At 65.4% G+C, this 24,123-nt stretch carries 22 protein-coding genes; 10 read left to right on the top strand and 12 right to left on the bottom strand.

The window, feature by feature from the left end; genetic code table 11:
- The 7 genes from AX725_RS05165 to AX725_RS05135 form a co-directional block, all read right to left on the bottom strand.
- Complete coding sequence (locus tag AX725_RS05165) at positions 1-480, bottom strand: VOC family protein (protein ID WP_060977211.1); 480 nt, start codon at positions 478-480, stop codon at positions 1-3.
- Positions 480-1,970 carry a sodium:solute symporter family protein gene (locus tag AX725_RS05160; RefSeq protein WP_060977210.1) on the bottom strand — a complete coding sequence of 497 codons (1,491 nt, stop codon included), beginning with the start codon at positions 1,968-1,970 and terminating at the stop codon, positions 480-482. The genes AX725_RS05165 and AX725_RS05160 overlap by 1 nt, the downstream gene beginning before the upstream one ends.
- Positions 1,967-2,179 carry a DUF3311 domain-containing protein gene (locus AX725_RS05155; protein WP_060977209.1) on the bottom strand — a complete coding sequence of 71 codons (213 nt, stop codon included), beginning with the start codon at positions 2,177-2,179 and terminating at the stop codon, positions 1,967-1,969. Before AX725_RS05155 ends, AX725_RS05160 begins: the two co-directional genes overlap by 4 nt.
- Positions 2,176-3,993, bottom strand: a complete 1,818-nt coding sequence (locus AX725_RS05150; RefSeq protein ID WP_067512998.1) for a DUF885 domain-containing protein — start codon at positions 3,991-3,993, stop codon at positions 2,176-2,178. Before AX725_RS05150 ends, AX725_RS05155 begins: the two co-directional genes overlap by 4 nt.
- Before the next feature lie 31 nt (positions 3,994-4,024).
- Positions 4,025-6,322: a TonB-dependent receptor gene (locus AX725_RS05145; RefSeq protein ID WP_066114351.1), complete on the bottom strand. Its 2,298-nt coding sequence runs from the start codon at positions 6,320-6,322 to the stop codon at positions 4,025-4,027.
- Positions 6,323-6,430: 108 nt separating this feature from the next.
- On the bottom strand, positions 6,431-6,934 hold the full coding sequence (locus AX725_RS05140; RefSeq protein ID WP_208597807.1) for a nuclear transport factor 2-like protein: 504 nt from the start codon (positions 6,932-6,934) through the stop codon (positions 6,431-6,433).
- A 14-nt stretch (positions 6,935-6,948) separates the two neighbouring features.
- Positions 6,949-8,283 carry an amidohydrolase family protein gene (locus tag AX725_RS05135; protein WP_208597806.1) on the bottom strand — a complete coding sequence of 445 codons (1,335 nt, stop codon included), beginning with the start codon at positions 8,281-8,283 and terminating at the stop codon, positions 6,949-6,951.
- A 253-nt stretch (positions 8,284-8,536) separates the two neighbouring features.
- Here AX725_RS05135 and AX725_RS05130 point away from each other — a divergent pair, with 253 nt between their 5' ends.
- Positions 8,537-10,357 carry a DUF885 domain-containing protein gene (locus AX725_RS05130; RefSeq protein WP_060977206.1) on the top strand — a complete coding sequence of 607 codons (1,821 nt, stop codon included), beginning with the start codon at positions 8,537-8,539 and terminating at the stop codon, positions 10,355-10,357.
- Here AX725_RS05130 and AX725_RS05125 read toward each other — a convergent pair.
- A complete protein-coding gene (locus AX725_RS05125) occupies positions 10,346-10,990 on the bottom strand; it encodes a flavin reductase family protein (RefSeq protein WP_060977205.1) in 645 nt (214 codons plus the stop codon). The genes AX725_RS05130 and AX725_RS05125 overlap by 12 nt on opposite strands.
- 5 nt (positions 10,991-10,995) lie before the next feature.
- A complete protein-coding gene (locus AX725_RS05120) occupies positions 10,996-11,931 on the bottom strand; it encodes a carbon-nitrogen hydrolase family protein (RefSeq protein WP_060977204.1) in 936 nt (311 codons plus the stop codon).
- Positions 11,932-12,034: 103 nt separating this feature from the next.
- Here AX725_RS05120 and AX725_RS05115 point away from each other — a divergent pair, with 103 nt between their 5' ends.
- From AX725_RS05115 to AX725_RS21440, 8 genes are all read left to right on the top strand, one after another.
- Positions 12,035-13,159 (top strand): cupin domain-containing protein, encoded by a 1,125-nt coding sequence (locus AX725_RS05115; protein ID WP_060977203.1) that lies wholly within the window; start codon positions 12,035-12,037, stop codon positions 13,157-13,159.
- Positions 13,160-13,208: 49 nt separating this feature from the next.
- Entirely contained in the window at positions 13,209-14,120 is a 912-nt protein-coding gene (locus AX725_RS05110; RefSeq protein ID WP_060977202.1) for a fumarylacetoacetate hydrolase family protein, read from the top strand.
- Positions 14,120-16,411 (top strand): bifunctional salicylyl-CoA 5-hydroxylase/oxidoreductase, encoded by a 2,292-nt coding sequence (locus AX725_RS05105; RefSeq protein WP_231725750.1) that lies wholly within the window; start codon positions 14,120-14,122, stop codon positions 16,409-16,411. Before AX725_RS05110 ends, AX725_RS05105 begins: the two co-directional genes overlap by 1 nt.
- Positions 16,411-16,911: a MarR family winged helix-turn-helix transcriptional regulator gene (locus AX725_RS05100; protein WP_060977201.1), complete on the top strand. Its 501-nt coding sequence runs from the start codon at positions 16,411-16,413 to the stop codon at positions 16,909-16,911. The genes AX725_RS05105 and AX725_RS05100 overlap by 1 nt, the downstream gene beginning before the upstream one ends.
- On the top strand, positions 16,911-17,318 hold the full coding sequence (locus AX725_RS05095) for an acyl-CoA thioesterase (RefSeq protein WP_060977200.1): 408 nt from the start codon (positions 16,911-16,913) through the stop codon (positions 17,316-17,318). Before AX725_RS05100 ends, AX725_RS05095 begins: the two co-directional genes overlap by 1 nt.
- Before the next feature lie 28 nt (positions 17,319-17,346).
- On the top strand, positions 17,347-17,715 hold the full coding sequence (locus AX725_RS05090) for a GFA family protein (RefSeq protein ID WP_353611418.1): 369 nt from the start codon (positions 17,347-17,349) through the stop codon (positions 17,713-17,715).
- 372 nt (positions 17,716-18,087) lie between these two features.
- Positions 18,088-18,804, top strand: a complete 717-nt coding sequence (locus tag AX725_RS21445) for a hypothetical protein (RefSeq protein ID WP_231733269.1) — start codon at positions 18,088-18,090, stop codon at positions 18,802-18,804.
- On the top strand, positions 18,692-19,849 hold the full coding sequence (locus AX725_RS21440) for a putative bifunctional diguanylate cyclase/phosphodiesterase (protein ID WP_066114343.1): 1,158 nt from the start codon (positions 18,692-18,694) through the stop codon (positions 19,847-19,849). Before AX725_RS21445 ends, AX725_RS21440 begins: the two co-directional genes overlap by 113 nt.
- Here AX725_RS21440 and purQ read toward each other — a convergent pair whose 3' ends face one another.
- Together purQ and purS are read right to left on the bottom strand one after the other, a co-directional pair.
- Positions 19,850-20,524, bottom strand: a complete 675-nt coding sequence (gene purQ / locus AX725_RS05070) for a phosphoribosylformylglycinamidine synthase subunit PurQ (RefSeq protein ID WP_060977198.1) — start codon at positions 20,522-20,524, stop codon at positions 19,850-19,852. It abuts the gene before it with no gap.
- Complete coding sequence (gene purS / locus AX725_RS05065; protein WP_060977197.1) at positions 20,521-20,754, bottom strand: phosphoribosylformylglycinamidine synthase subunit PurS; 234 nt, start codon at positions 20,752-20,754, stop codon at positions 20,521-20,523. The genes purQ and purS overlap by 4 nt, the downstream gene beginning before the upstream one ends.
- A 176-nt stretch (positions 20,755-20,930) precedes the next feature.
- Between purS and AX725_RS21185 the strand changes: the two genes are divergently transcribed.
- Positions 20,931-21,080, top strand: coding sequence for a hypothetical protein (locus AX725_RS21185; protein ID WP_023836388.1), 150 nt, complete (start codon positions 20,931-20,933; stop codon positions 21,078-21,080).
- 1 nt (position 21,081) lies between these two features.
- On the opposite strand, the gene AX725_RS05060 is transcribed toward AX725_RS21185, so the two are convergent.
- Positions 21,082-24,057 (bottom strand): M16 family metallopeptidase, encoded by a 2,976-nt coding sequence (locus AX725_RS05060; RefSeq protein ID WP_060977196.1) that lies wholly within the window; start codon positions 24,055-24,057, stop codon positions 21,082-21,084.
- Positions 24,058-24,123 lie beyond the last annotated feature (66 nt).

Genomic DNA, 24,123 nt, shown 5'->3' with positions numbered 1-24,123 from the left:
TCAATCGACGATTTCGAGGCTGTGGCCAAAGGGGTCGCGGATATAGAGGTTCTTCTTGCCCGCGAGCGGTCCTTCGGTAATCTCGATGATATTCTGCACGGTGCAGCCCCTGGCGGCGAGATAGGCAGCGGCCTTCTCGACATCGTCGACGCGCAGCGCGAGATGATGCCCGCCCGCATCGCAGTTGCGCGGCGGAACCGGGTTACGATCGCCGGGCGCATCATATTGCACCAGCTGCAGGTTCAGATTGCCGACCAGCTCGAGCATAGCGAGCGTCAGCGTGGCGCCCGCGACCCCGACATGCGCCTCCATCCAGTCGCGGCCATCGGGCATCGCCGGGATTTCGCCCGCCGCGAGCGGCCCCATGCGGAACAGCTCGCGCGCGCCGAACGTGTCGGCATAGAAGGCGATCGCCGCTTCGAGATCGGGCACGGTGAACGAGACATGGTCGGCGGCGAGAAAGGCGGGCGCGTCGGTCATCAGGCGGTTTCTCCTTGCGAGGCGAGGGGCGGGTTGAGGGGCAGGGTATCGGTCGCACCGGCGCGGCGCGGGGCGACGAGGCTGATCGCGACGGTGACAATCAGCGCCGCCCCCATGGCGACCAGGCCCGGTTCCCATTCGATGAAATTCGCGGCGATCCAGGCCTCGCCCGGCGGGGTGACGAGCAGCGCATAGCCTGCCACCAGCCCGCCTGCGACCGCAACCGCGCTGGTGCGCGGCCAGAGGAAGGCGAGGAACACGCCCGGCGCGAGCAGGCCGATCGCGCCATAGGCCGACAGCCCGATCTCGACCAGCGAGCGGTTGCCGCCGAGCGTCAGATAGACCGCGATGGCCGCCGCGCCCACCATCGACAGCCGCGAGGCGAGCAGGCCGGCACGATCGCTCAGAGCCGGATAGAGCGGGCTCACGACATTGCGCGCAAAGATCGATCCGGCAGTGAGCAGCAGCACCGATCCCGGCACGAGCGCGAGCAGGCAGGCGGTCCCCGCGAGCAGCCCGACGAGCCAGGGCGGATAGCGATCGGACACGAACTGCAGCAGCACGGCGTTGATATCGCCATCGGGTGGGATCGTGCCCGCGAGCAGCGCGGCGAGGCCCAGCAGGATGATGAAGAAATAGGACAGCGAATAGATCGGCTGGAAGATCGCGTTGCGGCGGATCGCATCCTCGGTCGCCGCCGAATAGCTCAGCTGGAACATGTGCGGGAAGATCCAGTTGGCGAGCGCGACATTGAGCGCCGAGGTCATCAGCCAGGTGGTCGACAGCCCGCTATCGCGTTTCAGCCCCGGCAGCTTGCCGATGCCGGGAAACGCGTCCTGCGCGCGGGCATAGACATCGGCCATCGAGCTGGCGCCGACAATGCCCGCCACGGTGGCGCTGAGCGCGATGACCAGCACCAGCATCAGCACGTCCTTCACGCCCGCAGCAAAGGCAGCGGAGCGCAGCCCTGCCAGGAACACGAAGGCCAGCATCGCCGCAGCCGCAAGCACCGCCGCCATGCCCGGGGAGACATCGGTGCCGAGCGTCATGCGCAGGATGAGGCCGAGCGCGGTGATCTGGATCTGCACATAGACCACCAAAGCGGCGATCCCGACCAGCGCGACGACCACGCCCAGCCAGCGCGCGCGATAGTGATCGGCAAAGAAATCTGCCTGGGTGACGAGCGACCGCGCGCGGCCTGCTGCCCAGATCTTCGGCATCAGCCAGTACCCGATCGCTGCGGACAGCGAGACCGAGCAAAAGGCGAGATAGGCCGGCGCGCCATAGGCCCAGGCGAAGCCCGATATGCCGAGCACCGCGAAGGTGGTGTAGATCTCGCCCGCATTGAGGAACCAGAAGATCAGCGTCCCCATGCGGCGTCCGCCCAGCGCCCAGTCCTCGACCGACCTCGCCTTGCTCTGCGCGCGGCCATAGAGCACCGCTCCGATGATCGTGCCCAGAACGACCAGCAGCGTCACGCCCAGGATCATCGGCGCTGCTCGCGCTTCAGGTCGATCGCGCGGACCAGCGCGATGACGGCGCTGGCAAACAGCACGCCCGCCATCTGCCACACCATCGGAAAGGGCAGGCCGAAGGGCCGCCAGGCAATGTCATTGACCAGCGGCACCGCGCCCACCTGCCACAGAAAAGGGAGCAGCAGCAGTGCGAGATGCCATCTGCGCGGTGGGGCAGAGCTCATGCTATCCATTGGCTAGCCGCCTCTTCGAGCACCGCCATCGGCACCGGGCCCGAGCGCAGCACCAGATCGTGGAAGCCGCGGATGTCGAACTTCGCGCCCAGCCGTGCCCGCGCCGCCTCACGCGCGGCGACGATGCGGTTCGCGCCGACCTTGAAGCTGCACGCCTGGCCGGGATAGACGGCATAGCGCACGACCTCGCGATCGGTGCTCTCGGGGCTTTCGCCCGCATTGTCGACCATCCACTGCACCGCTTCCTCGCGGCTCCAGCGCTTGTGGTGCAGGCCGGTATCGACGACGATGCGCGCGGCGCGGAACAGCTCGGACTGAAGGTAGCCGATGCGCCCGAAAGGGTCGCCCTCGTACACGCCGAGTTCGTCCGCCACTTGCTGCGCATAGAGCGCCCAGCCTTCGGTATAGGCGGAAAAGCGCACGACCTTGCGGAACAGCGGCAGCGCGCTGCCATGGCGCAGCACCGATGCCTGGTAATGGTGCCCGGGAATGCCCTCGTGATGTGTTAGCGTCGGCAGCCGCCACAGCGGATGCTCGCCGGGGTTCTTGAGGTTGAGCGAATAGGTGCCCGGCTGGCCCGCGATGCCCTCGGAATAGAACGCCCCGGGTGCGCCATTCTCGATCGCGACCGGAATGCGCCGGACCACCAGCGGATCGATCTCGACCGCGCTGAACGCGCCCGCCAGCCGCTCGCGCACCCGCGTCAGCGTGGCTTCGGCCGCCTTGATGATCTGAGCGCGTCCCGCATCGTCATCGCTCACGGTGAAGCGCGGATCGGCGTTGAGCGCCTTGATCCGATCGCCCACCGAGCCTTTGGAAAGGCCTTGCGCCTTCAGCCCGGCATCGATCTCGGCGATCAGCGCGGCGCACTGGGCGAGCCCTTCGCGGTGCAGTTCCTCCGGCGCGATCGTTGAGGTGGTGTTGGCGCGCAGCGCGCTGGCATAATAGGCATCGCCATCGGGCAGCCGCCAGCATCCGGCGGTCTCGACCGACTGTGCCCGCAGCGCCTTGAGCGTTTCCGCCTGACGGCCTAGCGCAGGCGCGATCGCCTTGGCGAAGATGGCCTCGCCCTTCGTGCCGATATCACCCAGCCCGGCCGCCTCGGCGCGCGCGATCGCCTTGGCCATCAGCGATGACGTGCGCGGCGGTGCATCGCGCAAAGCCTCGATCTGGCGCACCGTGCGGTCGATGACGAAGCCGGGCGGGATGACCCCGGCTGCGGCATCGATCCGGATCCGGTCGGTCTCCTGATCGAGCGCGACCGCAAGCGCCGCCAGCCGGTCGTGCCAGGCCGCGACATCGGCAGCGCTTTCCAGCGGATGCGTTCCGCCGATGAAATCGGGCAGCCAGTAATAGGCCCCGTTCATCTGGCTGACGATATAGGGGCTAGGCCGCAGATTGGCGTCGACATAGCCATAGCGGCCGAGCGTATCGGCCAGCGTTTCATAGACGAAGCGCGCCACCGCATGGTCGAGCTGGGCAGGCTTCGACAGCGCCAGGACATCGATTTCGTCGAGATCGGCCAGCGCGATCGTGATGGCCGCGCGGTCTGCCTCGCGCGCGGCCTGCGAACGGTCGTCGAGCCGCGCGCGCAGCGACGCATTGGCTCCGGTATCATAGCCCAGACTCGTCGCCTCTTCGGGCGAGCGGTGCAGAAAGGCATGGGTGTGGCGGCGCAGCAGCCGGGCGAATCCCTCATCGGGATTGCCCGGCGGCTTGGCGGCCCAGGCCAGGGTGCCGGGCAGGGCGGTTGCCACCGCGCCTGCCATGCCGGAAAGCAACAGGCTTCGCCTGTCAAACGTCATGCCAGCAACCCCTTAACCCCTTGTACCTGCTTCAGAACTTGTAGCTCAGGATGATGCCATAGCTCTGGAACGAGGGCTCCACCTGAACGCCCGAATAAAAGGCCTTTTCATAAGCGTTGGCAAAATATTTCGCGTCGAAAAGGTTCTCGACGAACACCGTGGCACGCCATTTTTCGCCCTCGATGCCCGCGCGCAGGTTCACATTGTGATAGCTGGGCGAGATGAACGGGAAGCCGCTATAGCGATAGGCGAGCGGGGTGGAGAGCATCGAGCTGCGATAGCTCCATTCGGCGCGGACGAAGGCGTCGAGCCCTTCGCGCAGCGGCTGCGTATATTGGGTCTGCGCACCGAAGGTCCATTTGGGCGCATTGACCAGCGGCCGGCCCGAAATGTCGATGACGATGCCGTCGATCAGAGCGTTGGGATAGCTCTTGAACTTGGTGTTGTTGTAGCCGACCTGGCCGCCGAGCTTCCAGTTGTCGGTGATCTTGGCGTCGAAGCTGCCCTCGATACCATAGCTCTCCGCGCTCGCCGCATTGGCGATGCCGCTGACGCCGCGCAGCAGTCCGGTCGCCGGATCGATGAACTGGAAGCGGATGGTCTGCTGGACGTTCTTCCAGTCCATGTAGAAGCCGGCAATGTCGACCCGCACCCGGTTGTCGAACAGGTCGAACTTGGTGCCGACCTCATAGTTCCACAGCGTTTCGGGGTCGAAATCGTTGGACAGGTTGACGTTGTTCGAGGTCTGTGTGCCGCCCGACTTGAAGCCGCGCGATGCGGTCGCATAGACCATCAGCGAATTGCTGGGCTTGTAGCTCAGCGTCGCCTTGGGCGAGAAGTCCTCGAAGTCCGCAGTGCGGTCGTTGACGCCAGTGATGGTGAGGTTCGACCGGTTTTCGGCGAAGTTGCGGGTCTTTTCCCACGAATAACGGCCGCCGAGCACCAGGGTAAGCTCGGGCGTGAAATGCAGCGTCGCCTCACCGAAGATCGCGAAATAGCGTGTCGTGCTGTCCGAATCGAACCCGGTGACCTCGAGCCCCGAGCAGTTGCCGACGCGTCCGGCGGGGCACAGCGGGCTGTTGCGGCCGTGGAAGGTCGACTGGTCGGTGGTGCCGGTATCGCGGCCGATGAACGCGCCGACGCTCCAGTCGAGGAAGTTCTTGCCGTTCGACTGCAGGCGAAGCTCACCGCTGGTCGATTTGCGCTTGAGGAAGAAGTCCTCGTAGAAAAAGTCGGGGCTGCCGCCGTCGACATCGCCGAAGTTGAACACGTCCGAGGTCAGATGGCCGACCACGCCGGTCAGCGTCGCGACGTCGAAATCCCATACTGCGCGCGAGCTGAAATACTGATAGGTGCTGCCAACATTCTGCGGCCGGTTGAAGTTCACCTTGTTGTCATTTTGAGGGAAGAAGCCGACGCCGTCGGGTGCGCCGGTGATCGTCGTGGTGCGGCCGGTGGCGTTGTAGTTGACGCCGTAATAGACGCTCGCCCAGGTGCCGGTGACCGCGCCGGTCGGCACGCCGTTGCGCATGCCGACTTCCTCGTTCGAATAGCTATAGGCGAAATCCCAGGTCAGCCGATCGGTCGGGGTCAGCCGCGCCTGGACACGCGCGGTGTAGAACTTGCTGTCGTTGCCGCCGCCGATCGGGTTGATGTTGCGGATATAGCCGTCGCTCTTTTCGTATTGCGCGGAAGCGCGCACCGCGAGCAGATCGGGGATCACCGGAATGTTCAGCACGCCCTGCGCGCGGAAGGTGTCGTAGTTGGAATAGGCGGCCTCGAGTTCGCCTTCCCAGTTCTGCACCGGCTTCTTGGTGATGACGTTGATCGCGCCGCCCACCGCATTGCGGCCGAAATAGGTGCCCTGCGGCCCGCGCAGCACCTCGATCCGCTCGAGATCGACGATCTGCGGGTTGCTGGTGCCTGCGGCGACGTTGAACTCGTCGATATAGAAGGCATAGCTCGACTGGCGGACATCGGCATAAGGGTTGAGCTGGTTGGAAATGCCGCGAATCGACAGGTCCTTGCGGTCGCGCGATCCGTTGGTCTGGAAGCTGACATTGGGCGTCAGCGCGAAATAGTCCTCGACGCTCTGGACGTTCTGGTCCTTCAGCGTCTGCGCGGTGACCGCGGTGATCGCGATCGGCACGTCCTGGATCGACTGCGAGCGGCGCTGCGCCGTCACGATGATCTCGTCCTTGGCTTCGGTCTCGGTCGCGTCGGCCTGGGCGGCGTCCTGCGCCAGCGCCGGTGCCGCGATGCTGCAAAGGGCAAGCGCGATCAGGCCGGTTCCCATGCGCAGATGGGCGGTCGTTGTGGCAATCGTCATGGCAATATCCCCTTTTCTGCCGCCAGCAGGAGCCGGCGACATGGTTTTTCATTCCCCTGGAATTTGGGCGGGCGCCTTTAGGGTCGCTCCGCCGAAACCGTCATGTGTTCAGCGCGTCCAGCATTGCGGATCGGTCTGGCCCTTGGCCGGATCGAGCTCCGAGCGGACCAGCACGATCGAGGCGATCTTGCCGTCGCGGATCACGCCATGGCCCGCCGCCAGCGAGCAGGCGGTCTTGCCGTCCCGGCGCGACCGAATGACGTGATAGGTGTAGACCCGGTCGCCAACGCGGAACATGTCCTTGAACGGCACCACGATCTCGACATCGCCGCCACCGGCCTGGATCTTCTGGAAATGCTTCGCCCAGCCTTCGACGCCGTTGATCACGGTCTTGCCCTCGAGCACCAGCGTCGCATCCTCGGTGAAATGCTTGCGGAAATTCTCAGGGCTGAACCCGCCGGGGGTCTTGAACGCCTCGTTCCACCAGACGAACATCTGCGACACCGGATCGTCCGAAGCGACGGGCGCGGCGATGGCCGCCGGAGCGAGCACCGGCAGAGCGGGCGCGAGCGCCAGTGCGGCCCCGGCGATCAGTCTGGTCATCATGGTCATCTTGGAAATCCCCTTCATTGTGCGATGAGGCCGGTCTTGTCGTCGCGATAGATGCGGCCGTCCTTCATCACGAAATCGATGGTGCGCAGCGCCGAGATGTTCTCGACGGGATTGGCGTTCACCGCGATGATGTCCGCCGCCAGACCCGGCTTGATACGACCGGTCATGTCGTCGATCTTGAGCATCCGCGCGGTCTCGGTGGTGCCCGAGCGCAGCGCCTGCAGCGGAGTCATCCCCGCCTTCACGTAAAGCTCGGCCTCGGCGACGGTCGCGGTGGTGCCGTCATTGGGCTCGAACGGGAACTGGTCGGTGCCCAGCGCGATGTTGACGCCCAGGCGGATCGCCTTTTGCAGCATCGCCCAGTGCTCCTTGCCGGTGCTGTCGACGCGGGCGAGATACCAGGCGGGCGATCCGATCTTCTTGTAGAATTCCTTGGCGCCCGGCTGGCTGACGACGATGGTCGGCACCAGCCACACGCCCTTTTTCTTCATCAGCTGCAACGCGGCATCGTCGAGATAATAGCCGTGCTCGAAGCAATCGATATCGAACTTGAGCGCCTGCTGCGCCGCCTCGGCCGAGCCATTGTGCGCGGTCACCGGAATGCCGTTGCGATGCGCCACCTCGATCAGCGTCGAGAGCTCCTCGTCGGTCATCGGCGCCGCGCCGATCGCGCCGTGCGTGTCCGAAATGCCGCCCGAGATCGCGATCTTGATCCAGTCCGCGCCATATTTGATCTGCTTGCGCACCGCTGTCGCCAGGCCATAGGGGCCATCGGCTTCCAGCGAGCCATGGCCGCCGGTGGGCACGATGATCTCGCCTGCGGTCAGGATGCGCGGGCCGATCACGTCGCCGCGCTCTATCGCGGCGCGTAGCGCGAAGTCATTGCCATGATCCTCGCCGGTCGAGCGCGTGGTGGTGACCCCGGCAAGCAGCGACTTTCGCGCATTGCCCGCCATGCGCAGCACCTGTTGCGGGTCGGTCTCATTGACCAGCGCCGCACCTGCCGCACCGGGAAGCTTGAGCCCGTAATGCGTGTGCATGTTCATCAGGCCCGGGATCAGCCAGCGGCCCGCCATCGACACCTGCTTGGCATCGGGCGGAATGGTGGTCGAGGCAGCAGGCCCCACCGCGCTGATGCGCCCCCCGGTAACGATCACGACCGCGTTCATCATGACATTGCCGGTGTCGACATCGACGACATTGCCGCCGACCAGCGCGATCACCTCGGTGCTGACCTCCTGGTCGACCATGATCTTGCCTTCGCGCGCCTCTACCACGCCCGCCGTCGCCAGTGGCATCAGCGTCGCCGCCGTTGCCATCGCCGCCATCATCCATCGCCGGTAGCGCATATGCCTGTCCCCGCAGCCCCTTGAATACGTGCAACGTCACGCAAATGACGCATTCGTGCAATGCAGCAAAAACATCCGAATCGTTGCGTCAGGCGCAACATATGAAAGGTAGCCAGCGCCCTGATGAAATTAGATTGTTGTAAACGCGCGATTTCGGCGCCGGATGGCCATTATGATCAATGCGCTCTGCCGATCTGAGCGCTTGAATCTGTGCCGGCTGTGGTGAGGATCGGCGCATCAGGGAGACAAGGACATGCCGACCAACGGACTGGAAGTGACGCGCAGAACCACGCTGGCGGGCGGACTCGCGCTGGGGGCGATGGCGGGCCTGCCGTTGCAGGCGCAGGCGAACGATGCCGGGGCCCGGCTGCGCGCGCTGCTCGAACAGGCCGATGCGGCCGACGCTCTGCTCGATCCGCTGTCCGACGAACGGCGCGGCGAGAGCAGCGGCCCGGCCTATGTCGACCCGCTGGGCGATGCCTATGGCGACACGCTGCGCGCCAACAAGCAGGCGCAGAAGCAGGCGCTCGAGCAGATCGATCGCAAGGCGCTCTCGCCGCAGGACGCGATCGCCTATGACGTGTTCGCCTATCGCACCCGCGAGGTGCTGAACCTGTTCGACAGCGGGCTGTTCGTCATCAAGCGGCAACTGGCGCTGGACCCCTCGTTCGGCCCGCATGTCGAGGTCGCCGATTTCGTTTCGGGCGGCGGCGCGCGCTTCGAGTCGCTCGCCGATTACGAGCGCGGCCTGGAGCGACTCGACGGCTTTGCCGATTATCTGCAGACCGCGATCGTGCGGCTGCGCGAGGGGCTGGCTTCGGGCCATGTCCATTCGCAGGTCGTGGTCGCCAATGTGCTGCGCCAGGTCGATGCGATGCTGGCGCTCGCGCCCGACGACACGCCGTTTTTCGCGGCGATCCGGCGGATGCCCGATCCGGTCAAGGCCAGCGATGGCGAGCGGCTGACCGCCGCCTATCGCACGCTGATACGCCAGCGTATCCTGCCCGGCTATCAGCTGTGGCACGATTTCCTTACCAGCGATTACGCGCCGAAGGCGCTCGCGCTGCCGGGGCGCGGGGCGATGCCCGATGGCGCGCGGCTTTATGCGGCGGAGCTGGCGCGGCACACGACGACGAGCCTTGGCGCAGACGAGATCCATGCGCTCGGCCTGTCGGAGGTCGCACGCATCCGCAGCGAGATGGAGCAGGCGCGCAAGGACATCGGCTTCGAGGGCGACCTTGCCGGGCTGTTCGAGCATATCCGCACCGATCCGCAATATTATTACAAGACTCCCGAGGAACTGCTCGCGCGCTTCGCTGCGATCGAGGCGAAGATTTGGCCGGCCATCCCCAAGCTGTTCGCGCGGCGGCCCAAGGCGCCGTTCCGCGTCGCGCCGCTGCCCGCGCTCGGCGACCAGCGCGGCACCGGCTATTACCGGCCCGGCCCTGCCGATGGCGTGTCGCCGGGAACACTCTATTTCAACATGGCGATGCTGGGCACCCGGCCCATCCCGACGCTGGAGACGCTGACGCTGCACGAAGGCATTCCGGGCCATCATTTCCAGCTGACCCTGGCGCGCGAGAACGAGGCGCTGCCGCCGATCCTGCGCTTCGGATCGTCGACCGCCTATTCGGAGGGCTGGGGGCTCTATGCCGAGTCGCTGGGGCGAGATCTCGGCATGTTCACCGATCCGCTGCAGTGGTTCGGGCATCTCGACATGGAGATGCTGCGCGCGGTGCGGCTGGTGGTCGATACCGGGCTGCACGCGAAGAACTGGCAGCGGCAGCAGGCGATCGATTACATGCTCGCCAATACCTCGATGGCGCCCAAGGATGTCGCGGTGGAGATCGACCGCTATATTGCCTCTCCGGGCCAGGCCTGTTCCTACAAGATCGGCGAGATCCGCATCGCGGTGCTGCGCGAACGCGCGCGCAAGGCGCTGGGCAAGGCCTTTGACATCCGTGACTATCACGACCAGGTGCTCGGCACCGGCGCGCTGCCGATGGCGGTGCTGGAGGCGAAGATCGACCGCTGGATCGCGGGCGGGGGAGGGGCTGCCGGCTCAGGCTTCTGAGCCAGGCGCATCCTTGGGCCAGACCGGCCTGTCCAGCTGGAAAAGGTCGGTCAGCCGCACATACCAGCCCGCGCCGTGGACGCGGCCGATCAGCCCCATCGCGAGCGTATCGAGATGGCAGCGGTCGGCATCGAGCACGAACTGGTCGGCGATATGCGCCATCAGCACCTCGCCGATGACGATCACCTGGCCGCCCTCGCCGCCGGGATAGACGGTTTCCAGCACCCGGCATTCCAGGCTGACCGGCGCGCTGGCGATGCGTGGCGGCCCGACCAGCCGCGAGGGCAGCAGCTCGAGCCCTGCCAGTGCGCACTCGTCGACTTCGGGCGGCGCGTCGATGCAGGTGAGGTTCATGGCCTCGGCATCGGCTTCGCGCACCAGGTTGATGACGAATTCGCCGGTGGTGGTGATATTGACCGCGCTGTCCTTCAGCCCGCCTTCGGGCCGCAGCATCAGGCCCAGCACCACGGTCGGCGGATCGGAGCCCATCATGTTGAAGAAGCTGTACGGCGCGGCGTTGTGGATTCCGTCGGCCGAACGGCTGGTGACCCAGGCGATCGGGCGTGGGGTGATCGACGAGGCGAGCAGCTTGTAGCGCTTGGCAACCTCAAGCGCGCGGAGATCGAATTCCATGCGGCTCAATCCTCGACGGTGCGGACGACGCAGGTCTTGGGGCGCTCGTCCACGGTCAGGCTGAAAATGTCGGGCCGGGCATAATGGCCGGTCACGTCGAAATCATATTTGCCGCGCACCACTTCTTCGGTGTCGATCTCGGCATAGAGGATCGTCTCGCCCGCATAATCGGGTCCGGCGAGTACATCGCCCAGCGGACCGATGATGCAGCTTCCGCCGCGCATCAGCACGGTGGACGGATCGCCGCCCAGCGCGCAGTCATAATCCTGCGGATAGGCGGCGCGGGTGATGTGCTGGCAGGCCGAAAGCACGAAGGTGCGCCCTTCGAGCGCGATATGCCGCATCGAGGCGAGCCAGCCGTCGCGATCGTCGGCCGTGGGCGCGCACCAGATCGAGATTCCCTTGGCGTACATCGCCATGCGCATCGCGGGCATGTAATTCTCCCAGCAGATCACCGCACCGATGTTGCCCAGCGGCGTGTCGAGCACCGGCATGGTCGATCCGTCGCCAAAGCCCCAGATCAGCCGCTCGGCGCCCGTGGGCATAAGCTTGCGATGCTTGGCGACCAGCCCGGCCGCGCCGTCGAAGAACAAGGCGGTGCAATAGAGCGTACCTCCGTCGCGCTCGATCACGCCGATCACCACGAAAAGCCCGGTTTCTGCCGTGGCTTCTGCAATCGCGGCGACCTCGGGCCCATCCAGCGCGATCGCGCCTTCGTGATAGCGCTGGAAGTCGCGGCGACCCTCGGGCTTGCGCATACCGACCGGCGTGCCGAACGACGCGCCCTTGGGATAGGTGCCGATAAAGGCCTCTGGAAACACCGCCAGCCGCGCACCGGCAGCCGCCGCTTCGTGGATCAGCGCTGCCGCCTTTTCCGCTGACGCCATCGGGTCGAAGGGATGCGCCGCCGCCTGAACCACCGCCGCCTTGTATCTCGCCATCGTCGCGCCTCTCCCAAAAATCTCGCCGCCAGAATAGCTCTGACAGTTGACGTTTCAAGCTTAAAGTTTTAACCTTCAAATATCTCGAGTGGAGGAATCGGCAATGGCATCGACCTATGACCAGTATCGCGAGGATGTGGCGGGCAGGGCCAATGTCACCGATACGCCGGAGCTGGTTCGCTATTATCGCGAACTCGAGGAGCTGGGAACCGGCGCGCTGTGGACCGTCGCGAACAAGATCGAGCCTTGGGAGCCCGCCTCGCCCTCGGTCCCGATCATCTGGCGCTACAACGACCTTCGCGACCGGGTGATGCGCGCGCTCGAACTGGTGACGCCGGAACAGGCCGGGCGGCGCGTGGTCTATCTCGCCAATCCGGCGCGGCAGGATGTCGTGGCCGCGGTGGGGTGGCTCTATTCGGGGCTGCAGGTCATGGCGCCGGGCGAATGCGCCTCCAGCCACCGCCATTCGGCCTCGGCATTGCGCTTCATCATGGAGGGCGAGGGCGCCTTCACCAATGTCGACGGGCACAAGATGACGCTAGGCCGCAACGATTTCGTGCTGACGCCCAACGGCACCTGGCACGAGCATGGTGTTGCAGAGGGTGGAACGCCATGCATCTGGCAGGACGGTCTCGACATTCCGCTGATGAATGCGCTCGATGCGAATTTCTACGAGGTACACCCCGATCTCAACCAGGCGGTGACCTATCCAGTCGACGATGCGACCGCGACCTGGGCCGGAGCGGGGCTGCGTCCGGCGGGGCAGGACTGGTCGAAGCGCTATTCGCCGCTGTTCAAATACGAATGGGAGCCGACCTATGAGGCGCTGCAGCGCTATGCCAGGGTCACCGATGGCAGCCCGTATGACGGCGTGCACATGGATTACATGAACCCGCTGACCGGCGGCGCGGTGATGTCCACCATCGGCGCGTCGATCCAGATGCTGCGCCCCGGCGAGCGCACGCGCGCGCACCGCGAGGTCGGCAATTTCGTCTATCAGTGCGCCAAGGGCTCTGGATATTCGATCATCAACGGTCAGCGCTTCGACTGGCAGGAACGCGACATCTTCGTCGTGCCCAGCTGGATGTTCCACGAACATTGCAACGCCTCGGACAGCGAGGATGCGTGCCTGTTCTCGTTCCACGACCTGCCGGTAATGCGCGCACTCGGCCTCTACCGCCAGGAAGCACTGGCCGAAAATGGCGGGCACCAGCCGATCATCGGCTGATCGACCGCCCTTTCCGTCTTTCCTCCCTTTCAGTCCAAGGATCTGCCTCATGCGTCTTGTTACTTTCCGCGCCACTGTCGAAGCGCCTGCCCGGCTGGGGGCGATCGCCGGATCGCTGGTGGTCGATCTCGAATTGCTCGGCGATGCCACCGGCGTGCCGCTGCCGTCGACGATGCTCGATTTCATCGATCTGGGCCCCGAGGCTGTGCGCATCGCCTCGGCGCTGATGGCAGAGCTCGATGGCGAATTTCCGCTCGGCACCGCGCAGCCGCTCGCCAATGTGAAGCTGCTCGCGCCGATCCCGCGCCCGCGCAAGAACATCTTCGGCATCGGCCTCAACTATATCGACCATGTCGCCGAATCCGCCGCCGCGCTCGACACCTCGCCCGATCTGCCGCGCCAGCCGGTGATCTTCTCCAAGCCGCCGACCAGCGTGATCGGCCCGGGCGATCCGATCCCGCACGATGCCAATGTCACCCAGCAGCTCGACTGGGAGGTCGAACTCGCCGCCGTCATCGGCACCCGCGCCAAGCGCGTGGCGCGCGAGGACGCGCTGGCCTGCGTCTTCGGCTATACCGTGCTAATCGACATGAGCGCGCGCGATTGCCGCCGTGCGGGTCAGTGGATCTACTCCAAGGGCCAGGATGGCTATGCCCCGATGGGGCCGGTGATCGTCACTGCCGACGAAATCCCCGATCCGCAGACGCTCGAGCTGTGGCTGACGGTGAATGGCGTCGAGAAGCAGCGCTCGAACACCGCGAAGATGCTGTTCAAGGTCGATGAACTGATCGCCGATATCTCGGTCGGCATCACGCTGGAGCCGGGCGATATCATCGCCACCGGCACGCCCGAGGGCGTGGGGGCAGGCCGCACGCCGCAGGAATTCCTCTGGCCCGGCGATGTCGTCGAATGCGCGGTCGAGGGTATCGGCCGCCTGCGGCACAATGTGGTGGCGGTATAATGGCGATGCGCATCGCGTGCCTGGGCGGCGGACCGGCGGGGCTGTATTTCGCGATCTCGATGAAGCTGCGCGATCCGGCGCACGACATCACCGTGTTCGAGCGCAACAAGGCGGGCGACACGTTCGGCTGGGGCGTGGTCTTTTCCGACCAGACGCTGGGCAATCTGCGTGCCAACGATCCGGTGAGTGCCGCGACGATCGCGGACAGCTTTGCGCACTGGGACGATGTCGATGTGGTGATCGGCGACGAGCGCATCCGCTCCGGGGGGCACGGCTTTATCGGCATCGGGCGCAAGCGGTTACTGGTGATCCTGCAGGAGCGGGCGCGCGAGCTCGGCGTCAACCTGGTGTTCGAGACCGAATTCTCGCCCGAGATCGAGGCCTGGACCGGCTATGACCTGATCGTCGCGGCCGACGGCATCAACAGCCGGGTGCGCGAGCTTTACGCCGACCGGTTCGATGTCGACATCCAGGTGCGTGCCAACAAGTTCATCTGGCTGGGGACCACGCGGCTGTTCGACGCGTTCGAGTTCATTTTCGAGAAGACCGAGGCCGGCTGGGTCTGGGCGCATGCCTATCGCTTCGATGATACGCATTCGACCTTCATCGTCGAATGTTCGGAAAGCACCTGGGCGGGGCTCGGCTTCGACAGGATGGAGCCGGATGAGGCGCGCGCGGCCTGCGAAAAGCTCTTTGCGCGGCATCTGCAGGGCCATCCGCTGATCAGCAACGCCACGCATCTGCGCGGCTCGGCGGCCTGGATCAACTTTCGCCGGGTACTGTGCCATCGCTGGTCGTTCGACAATGTCGTGCTGCTCGGCGATGCGGCGCATACCGCGCATTTCTCGATCGGATCGGGCACCAAGCTGGCGCTCGAGGATGCGATCAAGCTCGCCGCCGTGCTCGACCGGCCTGGCCTCGATCGCCGCGAGGCGCTGGCCGATGCGCTGAGCGAATACGAGCAGGAACGCCGCATCGAGGTGCTGAAGATCCAGAATGCGGCGCGCAATTCGACCGAATGGTTCGAGACGCTCGACCGCTACATCGATTTCCCGCCGATCCAGTTCGCCTATTCGCTGATGACCCGCTCGCAGCGTGTGAGTCATGCGAACCTGGCGTTGCGCGATCCGCAATGGTTGGCCGAGGTGGAAAGCTGGTTTGCAAGCCTGGCAGGCGGCGACACCGAGGCACCACCGATGTTCACGCCCTTCCGGCTGCGTGGTCTGACGCTGGCCAACCGCGTCGTCGTCGCACCGGTGCTGACCTATCAGGCCGACGATCAGGGGCGGGTCGGCGCCTTCCACCTGGTGCATTATGGCGCGCGCGCGCTGGGCGGTGCAGGGCTGGTGATGACCGAAATGTGCGCGGTCGCTCCCGAAGGTCGCATCACGCCGGCGTGTCCGGGCCTGTGGACCGACGAACAGGCCGATGGCTGGTCGTCGATCGTCGACTTCGCGCACGCGGCGGGCAGCGCGATCGGCGTGCAGATCGGCCATGCCGGCGCGCGCGGTGCGGTATCGGTGCCGTCGCAGGGCGAGAAGCCTCTGGGCGATGCTGGCTGGCCGCTGGTCGCCGCGAGCGCCGAACCCTGGGCGGAAGGATATGCGACGCCTGCCGCGCTCGACGCTGCGGGCATGGATGCGATCCGCGCCGCCTTTGTCGATGCAGCCCGGCGCGCCGACCGCGCCGGGTTCGATCTGGTCGAGATCCAGGCAGGCCATGGCTATCTGCTGTCCGGCTTCATCAGCCCGCTCACCAATCATCGCGACGATGCTTTTGGTGGTGATCTGGCAGCGCGGCTGGTGTTCCCGCTCTCGGTGGTCGAGGCGGTTCGCGCGGTCTGGCCGCAGGACAAGCCGCTTTCGGTCCGCATTTCGGCGCACGACTGGGTGCCAGGCGGAATCACCGGCGCGGACGCGGTCGAGATCGCACGCGCGTTCATGGCCGCCGGTGCCGATATCATCGACGTGTCCTCGGGTGAGACCTCGCCGGCGGCGCGCCCGGTCTATGGCCGCATGTACCAGGCGCCGCTGTCCGATCAGGTGCGCAACGAGGCGGGATGCCCGACGATCACCGCCGGCAACATCACCGATGCCGACCAGATCAACTCGATCCTGGTGGCAGGCCGCGCCGATCTGGTCGCGCTGGGTCGCCCGCATCTGGCCGACCCCGCCTGGACGCTGCACGCGGCGGCAGCGGCAGGCTATAAGGGGCTGCGCGCGCACGATGCCTATCGGCTGGGGCAGGAACAGTTGCTCCGCAACAGCCGCGCGGTTACGGTGCAGGCCTGATGGCAACGGCATTCCAGGCAGGGCAGGAGGAGGACGTGCACAGCGCATCCGAAGCCCAGCCCAATCCCAATCTGCGCCTCTGGCTGCGGCTGCTCAGCTGCACCACCATCGCCGAAAAGCGGCTGCGGCGACGTCTGGCCGATCAGTTCGACACCACGCTGCCGCGCTTCGATGTGCTCGCCGCGCTGGAGCGCGAGCCGGGCGGGCTGGCGATGAGCGAGCTGTCGCAGCGGCTGCTGGTCTCGAACGGCAATGTCACCGCTGTCGTCCAGCAACTGGCCAGGCTGGGCCATGTATCGGTGAGCAAGCCCGAGCACGACCGGCGCAGCTCGATCGTCACCATGACCGACGAGGGGCGCGCGCATTTCGCCACCGTCGCCCGCGAGCATCACGGCTGGGTCGAAGAGATGTTCGCCGGGATCGGCGCAGATGATCGCAACCAGCTCTACAGACTGCTCGCCGTGCTGCGCGGCTCGCTCGACCAGTCGGAGGAACGCTGATGCAGGTGCTGCAACTGCCGGTGCGCTTCGCCCATGTCGACGCAGCGGGCATCGTCTTCTATCCGCGCTATTTCGAGATGCTCAACGCCGCAGTCGAGCAATATTTCGCCGATATCGTCGGGGTCGATTTCAAGACCATGCATCTCGACCGGCAGATCGGTGTGCCCACCGTGCATCTGGAGGCGGACTTTGCCGCACCCAGCCGGCTGGGCGACCTGCTGTCGATCGATCTGGCGGTAGAAAAGGTCGGGCGATCCTCCTGCGCGGTACGCTATGTCGTGCGCTGCGGCGAGGAGACGCGGTTGCGGGCCTCGGCCACTCTGGTATGCATGGACCTTGTGAAGGCCAGCGCGATTGCCTGGCCAGACGATATCAGGGCGCGGATGCTTGTCGAACCGGTCGATTGAATGCGAGAAGCACGGGCCTCCTGTCACGGTGCAGGGGGGCTGTCATTGCGGTGCCGTTCGCTTCGAGGCGGATGTGGAGGCGCATGTAAGGCTGCTCGCATGCAACTGCTCGATGTGCGCCAAGACAGGCTTTCTGCACATGATCGTTCCGCACGACCATTTTCGGCTGATTTCTGGCAAGGACCAGCTGACCAGCTATCGTTTCGGCACCGGCGCTGCCGAGCACCTCTTCTGCCGGACCTGCGGAATCCGCAGCTTCTACCAGCCTCGGTCGCACCCCGACAGCTGGTCGGTCGATTATCGCTGCCTTGACGACGGGCACGGCGTCCAGGCGCAAACCGAAGCGTTCGACGGACGCAATTGGGAGGCTGCGCGCGCTGCTCTGGCGGACGATTGAATTGCGTTTTGTGCAAGTGCATCCGAATCAATTGCACTTGTAGGACAGCACTTATGACCTAAATAGCCTGTCAGAGAGCAGGATGTCTGCGCGGCCAATTCCATAGTTTGTCAGGAGTTCGTCATGCGTATTGCATTCAATCTGGCCGCTGCCTTCGTGAGCAGCGCCGTCATCATGCTGGCCGTCATCTGATCTGAGACGCGGCCGCACGAGTGCGGCAGCAGGCCAGTTCGCCAAGGCCTGCAACCTGCGGATCAACGCCGGTTGCAGGCAAGGTGCCCCGATCATATCCTTCAAATACCCGCACGCCCCGGTAGCGAAACCGGCTCTACCAGTTACCGTTCGCTAACTTTGTTTCGCTATGTCGCCCGGGTGAGCAAGCCCCCCGCCAAACCCTCGACTGCGCGCGACCTGCCGGTCATGGCCCTTCTCGGCCTGTGCGACCCTCCCGAGGGCGACTGGGATCATTTCCGCGCGATCCAATATACCGGACTGGCCCGCTATGCCATCTTGCGCGTGGTAACCAATCTGGTGCTTGGCCTGATGGTGTGCCAGCTGTTCAGCGGTTTCGTGCCGCTCTGGCAGCTGGCCGGATGGATGGGCATGCTGGGTGCCTCGCTCTACTTCCCCACCGTGCTGTACCGCCATAGCGGGATGGTCAATCACGATCATGTCGCCCGCCGTTTCGTGCTTCAGCTGGTCGCTGCGACGAGCCTGATCGCCTTTGTCTGGTGCGTCCCCATCCTGGTATTCGCGCCGATGGCGACCCAGATGGAACTCGCCGCGGTCTGGACAATCCTGGCCGCGCTGGTGGTCGGCGGCACGCTGCTGCTCAACGCGCTGCCGCTCGGCGCTTTCGTGTTCAACCTGGTGCTGATGGCTGCATCGGTGATCGCCTTCTGGCAGGGCGAGAATATCGTCACGGTCGGGGCGATCGTCTGCTTCTCGATCCTGCTCGCACTGTCGGGCTTCGAGAATGCGCGCGCCTACGCTCGGCCATCTGGTCGGCGACAGGCTGCTCGCGCAGGTCTCGCTGCGGCTGCGCTCGCTGATGGGCAAGGACGAGCTGTGCGGACGCTTGGGCGGTGACGAGTTCGCCGTCGTCATGCGCGATACCGGCGATGGGCAGCGCATTTCCGATCTGGCGGCGCGCATCATCGATGTGCTGTCGCGCCCCTATGAGGTCGATCAGCACACACTGTTCATTGGTGCGAGCGTTGGCTCTGCCACCGGCACGCGCGATGGCCGCACGGTCGAAACGCTGATGCGCAGCGCCGACCTTGCGCTCTATCGCTCGAAGGACGAGGGCGGCGGTCGGCACAATGTGTACGAGCCGAAGCTGCACAGCCATGCCGAGGAACGCCGCGTCATGGAAATCGCGCTGCGCAAGGCGCTGGAAAAGGACGAGTTCTCGCTTGCCTATCAACCGGTGGTCGATGCCGGCAGCGAGTCGCTGGTCGCGTTCGAGGCGCTGATCCGCTGGTCCAACCCCGAATTCGGTCAGGTGTCACCCGCGCGCTTCATCCCGCTGGCCGAAGATGCGCGGCTTGTCGTGCCGATCGGCAACTGGGTGCTGCACCGCGCCTGTCGCGAGGCGGTGACCTGGCCGGCCAATGTCCGCGTCGCGGTCAACGTCTCGGCCGAACAGTTATACGAACCCGATTTTGTCGAGACAGTGGTCGAGGCGCTGTCGGAGACCGGCCTGCCGCCCCAGCGGCTGGAGCTCGAGGTGACCGAGAGCGTGTTCCTGCGCGAGGGGTCGCGCGCGGGCGAGACGCTGGACCAGATCCTTGCGCTGGGCGTGGGCCTGTCGCTCGACGATTTCGGCACCGGCTATTCGGCGCTGGGCTATCTCAGCAAGACCCGCTTCACCACGATCAAGGTCGATCGCAGCTTTGTCCAGGGCGCGGCGAGGGGCGCGCAGGAAAGCATCGCGATCATCCGCGCAGTGGTGGCGATGGCGGAAAGCCTGGGCATGTCGACCACGGCGGAAGGCGCGGAGACCGAACACGAGGTGCAGGTCATCCGCGAACTCGGCTGCAAGAAGATCCAGGGCTATTTCTACGGTCGCCCGATGACAGCCGCCGACGTGCAGAGCCTGTTCGGCGACCAGCAGAGAGCGCTGTACGGCTGATCAGGCGCGTTCGAGCACCGCGCGGGCGAGGCCTTCGAACAGCCGCGCGCCATCGGTATTGCCGTGCTGCGCTTCGACCACGCGCTCGGGGTGCGGCATCATCCCGAGCACATTGCCCTTGGCGTTGAGCACCCCGGCGATGTCGCGCGCCGATCCGTTGACCGGTTCGGCATAACGGAACGCCACCTGGCCTTCGCCCTCGATCCGGTCGAGCGTCGCCTCGTCGGCAAAATAATTGCCGTCATGGTGCGCGACCGGGATGCGGATCGTTTCGCCAGCTTCGTAAAGGCTGGTGAAGCGGCTGGACGTGTTCTCGACCGTCAGGCCCACCGTGCGGCAGACGAAGCGGATGCCGGCATTGCGCATCAGCGCGCCGGGCAGCAGCCCGGCTTCGGTCAGGATCTGGAAGCCGTTGCAGATGCCCAGCACCGCGACCCCGCGTTCGGCCGCCTCGACCACCGCGCCGATCACCGGCGAGCGTGCCGCCATCGCGCCCGAGCGCAGATAATCGCCATAGGAAAAGCCGCCTGGCACGCCAATCAGATCGAGCCCTTCCGGCAGCGACTGCTCGCCATGCCACAGGCGGATCGGCGCGTGACCTGTCACCCGCTCGATCGCGACGGCGAGATCGCGGTCGCAGTTCGATCCGGGGAAGGTGATGACCGCCGACTTCATGCGACCTTCTCGACCCGATAGTTCTCGATCACCATATTGGCGAGCAGCTTGCGGCACATCGCATCGATGTCCTCGTCGCTGGTGCCGTCGGCCAGGGTCAGCTCGATCAGCCGACCAGCGCGGACATCCTCGACACCGCTAAAGCCCAAGCCTTCGAGCGCGTGATGAATGGCGCGGCCCTGGGGATCGAGCACGCCGTCTTTCAGGGTCACATGGATGCGGGCCTTCATCGGCGTCCTCCTGGCTGGGTTTCTGGCCTGCCCTATAGCGTGCGGCGGCAAAGGGGCAAGGGGGAGCATCGCGGCAGACATGGTTCGCGCGACGCGGTGCCTGTGTTAACCCATCCTAACAAAGCCCTGTCAATCGCTACGGCATAGCCTTTGTTCGGCAAATAGGCGGGGGAACCATGGCAGGTCTGGCTCTGGCGATGTTCATCGGACTGTTCGGCTTCGGCCACGAGCTGCTGGGCTGGAGCGACCCGGGCGGGCGCATTCAGCTGGCGCTGTTCATGTCGTTCATCTTCGGCATCATCAGCGGATACCGCACGCGCAGCTGAATCATTGCGGCGCGGCGTTGGCGGCGACGGGCGACTGGCGCGCCGCCAACGCGGTTCCCGTGCCAGCAGCCTCATAGAGCGACTGGACCAGCAGCGCGCGATCGGGCGACAGATAGGTGCGCGCCATGGCAAGCAGTTCGTCTGCGCTCACCGTACCGAAGGCGGCGCCGCCGCTGCGGAAGCGGTCGAGCTTGGCGGGCTTGCTCTGCGCCGAGTCGACGACGCCCAGCCAGGCGGTGTTGCTCTTCACGCTGTTGGCGATGTTCTCCAGGATCGGCGTGCGTGCGCGCGCCAGCTCGTCGGCCGCGATCGGCGAGGGTGTCGAAGGCGATCCCGCCAGCGGGGCAGGGGCGGAAAGCTCTGCGGCGATATGGCGCACGGCTTCGGACACCTTCTCGACATCGTCCGAAGCGACATTGGTGCTGATCTGGATATAGCCATAGCCCGGATAGATGGACGAGGTGAACGAGCGCGCCGCGGGCGAATAGCTGGCGCCCAGCTGCTCGCGGATCTGGTCGGTCACCTTGATCTGCAGCAGTTCGGCGAGCAGGCGCAGCCGCACATCCTCGCGATAATCGCGGTCATCCGTGGTCGGCCAGTAGAATTCGACGATCGCCTGGTCGGCCTCGCCCTTGTGATGCAGCACGCGGGGGCTGCGGTTCTGCGTGAACTGCCGGGTGCGGGCCTCGTCATAGTCGCGGAATTCGGCCTCGCGCTCGGGCAGCGCGCCGAAGGTCGCGGCAACCGCCGCAATCGCCTGCTCCTCGTCGAAATCGCCGACCAGGCCGATCTCGATCGCGCCCTTTTCCAGCCGATCGCCGATCGCGGCCTTGAGGTCGTCAAAGGTGAGTTTTTCGAACACTTCCCTTTCGGCCAGCGAAAAGCGCGGATCGTTGTCGGACAGGATCGCACCGATCTGGCTGCCGATCGCGCCTTCGGGTGTCGCGTTCAGCCGCGCGTAGAAATTGGGGAGGTAGCTGCGATACTGGTTGATCGCCTCGCTGCGATAGCCGGGATGGGTGGTGAATGCGGTGAGCACCTGCATCTGCAGCTTGAGATCATCGGGTGTGGTCGCGAGATAACCGCCGAAATAATCCTCGCCCGACCCGAAATTCAGCGACACCGCACGGCCCGCAAAGATCGAGTAGAGATCGTCGAGGCTGTGCGCCTCCAGCCCGCCGCGCACGAAGATGTTCATCAGGCTCGTCGCTTCGGGATTGTCGCGCGAGGCGAGCAGATCGCCGCCGTCGATGCGCAACGAGACCAGCACGCGGTTCTTGTCGAAATCGGTCTTCTTGAGGTTCAGCCGCACGTTGTTGGCAAAGCGGATGGTGCGGATGCCGAGATCCTCTATCGTGCTGTCCGCGACCACGGTGCCCGGATTGCCGAAATCCTGATAGGCAAAGGCCTGCGCATCGCGCGCCTGGGGCCGGGTCACCTTCGTCTTCTGTGCCTGGGCGAAAGCCATGCGCACGCCGTCCGCGCCGCCCGCCGGATCGACCTTGGTGGCCAGGTGGATCAATGGCTTGTCGAGCGTGCCGAAATCCTTGCGCAGCGCCTCGAGCAGCATCTTGGGCGTCAGCGCGTCGCGCAGCGCGGAGAAGCGCTCGAGCTGGCTTTCGGGCGTGGTGACGATCATTCCGTCCTTGGCCATGCCCATGATCTGGTCGGCAAGCTGATCGTTGCTGCGCGTATCCTGCCCGCGCACCGCGTTCTCGTAACCGGTGGTGAAATTGGCGAGCTGTTCGGCGAGTTCTGCCTTGGTGAAGCCATAGCGCAAGGCGGCGCGCAGCTCGCGCTCGGCGGCTTCCAGCCCGCGCTGCCATTCGCCGTCGCGTGTGGCGACGTTAAGCACCGACTGGTTGGCGATTTTGTACACGTCCGAGCGACCGACCGACGCGCCGACGAACGGCGCGTTTTCCTGCCGCGCGATCCGGCCCAGCCTGCGCCCGACGATGTTGTAGGCGAGCGCGCGGGTGAGCTTGGCGCGGCGGGTCGCCTTGCTGTCGGGCTCCTCGACATAAGGCGAGAAGCGCAGCACGGTGGCGACCTCGTCGATCGCGGGATGGGTGAAGATGTTCGCCTTATCGGTGCGGGCGGTATCGATCTTGCCGAGTGGCACATCGGGCGCTTCGCCGTGCTTCGCTTCCCAGTTGCCGAAGCTCGCCTGGATCTTCGCCTCGATCTCGGCAACATCGACATCGCCGACCACGACCAGGGTGCTGCGTCCCGGCGTGTAATACCGCTCGTAGAAATTACGGAAGCGCTCGGCGGGCGCGGTCTCGATCACCGACTTGTCGCCGATCGGCGAGCGCGTGGCGATGCGTGTTTCGGGCACGGTGAAGTCGAACAAAGATTCGCGGTTGCGCTGCGCATAATTGGCGCGCGTGCGCAGTTCGGAGAGGATCACGCCGCGCTCGCGGTCGATTGCAGTCGGATCGAAACGGATTTCGCTCGCGGTCTCGCGCAGCAGATAGAGCGCGGTGTCGACCGTTTCCGCCTTTACATTGGGCAGGTCGAGCAGATAGCCGGTCTGGTCATAGCTGGTGAACGCATTGGTATCCGCGCCGAACTCGAGTCCCAGCCGCTCCAGAATCTTGACCATCTCGCCTTCGGGCACATTGGTGGTGCCGTTGAACGCCATATGCTCGATGAAATGGGCGAGGCCGCGTTCGTCCTCGGCTTCCGCCGTCGATCCGACATCGATCAGCAGCCGCATCACGGCGGTACCCGGCGGCGTCGCGTTCTTGCGGATGGCATAGCGCATGCCATTGGGCAGCACGCCCAGCCGCACGGCGGGATCGGGCGTCAGGTCGCTCGCGGCATAGCCCCAGGCGGCGGCAATCGCGGCTTCGTCTCTAACGGGCGCGACAACGGCTTTTTCAGGTGCGGGCGGCGCGTCGGTCTGCGCGAGAAGCGGGGCGGGGAGCAGCGCGAGTGCGGCAGCGGCCATGCCGGCCAGCGCCGATTTCGCCACGGGTCCTGGGAGCCTTCCGCCTCGATCCATCTCCACCCACTTTTGCTGTTGTGTGGCGGAAATGTT

It is taken from the genome of Blastomonas sp. CCH9-A1, from assembly GCF_001557175.1.
In the GTDB taxonomy this organism is placed as follows: domain Bacteria; phylum Pseudomonadota; class Alphaproteobacteria; order Sphingomonadales; family Sphingomonadaceae; genus Blastomonas; species Blastomonas delafieldii_A.
This window is presented reverse-complemented; position numbering and strand designations above follow the sequence as displayed.

Bases quoted from the DNA above. Each gene is read 5' to 3' on its own strand.
- AX725_RS05165 (WP_060977211.1), bottom strand. From the start codon at position 480: ATGACCGACGCGCCCGCCTTTCTCGCCGCCGACCATGTCTCGTTCACC.
- AX725_RS05160 (WP_060977210.1), bottom strand. From the start codon at position 1,970: ATGATCCTGGGCGTGACGCTGCTGGTCGTTCTGGGCACGATCATCGGA.
- AX725_RS05155 (WP_060977209.1), bottom strand. From the start codon at position 2,179: ATGAGCTCTGCCCCACCGCGCAGATGGCATCTCGCACTGCTGCTGCTC.
- AX725_RS05150 (WP_067512998.1), bottom strand. From the start codon at position 3,993: ATGACGTTTGACAGGCGAAGCCTGTTGCTTTCCGGCATGGCAGGCGCG.
- AX725_RS05145 (WP_066114351.1), bottom strand. From the start codon at position 6,322: ATGACGATTGCCACAACGACCGCCCATCTGCGCATGGGAACCGGCCTG.
- AX725_RS05140 (WP_208597807.1), bottom strand. From the start codon at position 6,934: ATGACCATGATGACCAGACTGATCGCCGGGGCCGCACTGGCGCTCGCG.
- AX725_RS05135 (WP_208597806.1), bottom strand. From the start codon at position 8,283: ATGCGCTACCGGCGATGGATGATGGCGGCGATGGCAACGGCGGCGACG.
- AX725_RS05130 (WP_060977206.1), top strand. From the start codon at position 8,537: ATGCCGACCAACGGACTGGAAGTGACGCGCAGAACCACGCTGGCGGGC.
- AX725_RS05125 (WP_060977205.1), bottom strand. From the start codon at position 10,990: ATGGAATTCGATCTCCGCGCGCTTGAGGTTGCCAAGCGCTACAAGCTG.
- AX725_RS05120 (WP_060977204.1), bottom strand. From the start codon at position 11,931: ATGGCGAGATACAAGGCGGCGGTGGTTCAGGCGGCGGCGCATCCCTTC.
- AX725_RS05115 (WP_060977203.1), top strand. From the start codon at position 12,035: ATGGCATCGACCTATGACCAGTATCGCGAGGATGTGGCGGGCAGGGCC.
- AX725_RS05110 (WP_060977202.1), top strand. From the start codon at position 13,209: ATGCGTCTTGTTACTTTCCGCGCCACTGTCGAAGCGCCTGCCCGGCTG.
- AX725_RS05105 (WP_231725750.1), top strand. From the start codon at position 14,120: ATGGCGATGCGCATCGCGTGCCTGGGCGGCGGACCGGCGGGGCTGTAT.
- AX725_RS05100 (WP_060977201.1), top strand. From the start codon at position 16,411: ATGGCAACGGCATTCCAGGCAGGGCAGGAGGAGGACGTGCACAGCGCA.
- AX725_RS05095 (WP_060977200.1), top strand. From the start codon at position 16,911: ATGCAGGTGCTGCAACTGCCGGTGCGCTTCGCCCATGTCGACGCAGCG.
- AX725_RS21440 (WP_066114343.1), top strand. From the start codon at position 18,692: ATGCGCGCGCCTACGCTCGGCCATCTGGTCGGCGACAGGCTGCTCGCG.
- purQ (WP_060977198.1), bottom strand. From the start codon at position 20,524: ATGAAGTCGGCGGTCATCACCTTCCCCGGATCGAACTGCGACCGCGAT.
- purS (WP_060977197.1), bottom strand. From the start codon at position 20,754: ATGAAGGCCCGCATCCATGTGACCCTGAAAGACGGCGTGCTCGATCCC.
- AX725_RS21185 (WP_023836388.1), top strand. From the start codon at position 20,931: ATGGCAGGTCTGGCTCTGGCGATGTTCATCGGACTGTTCGGCTTCGGC.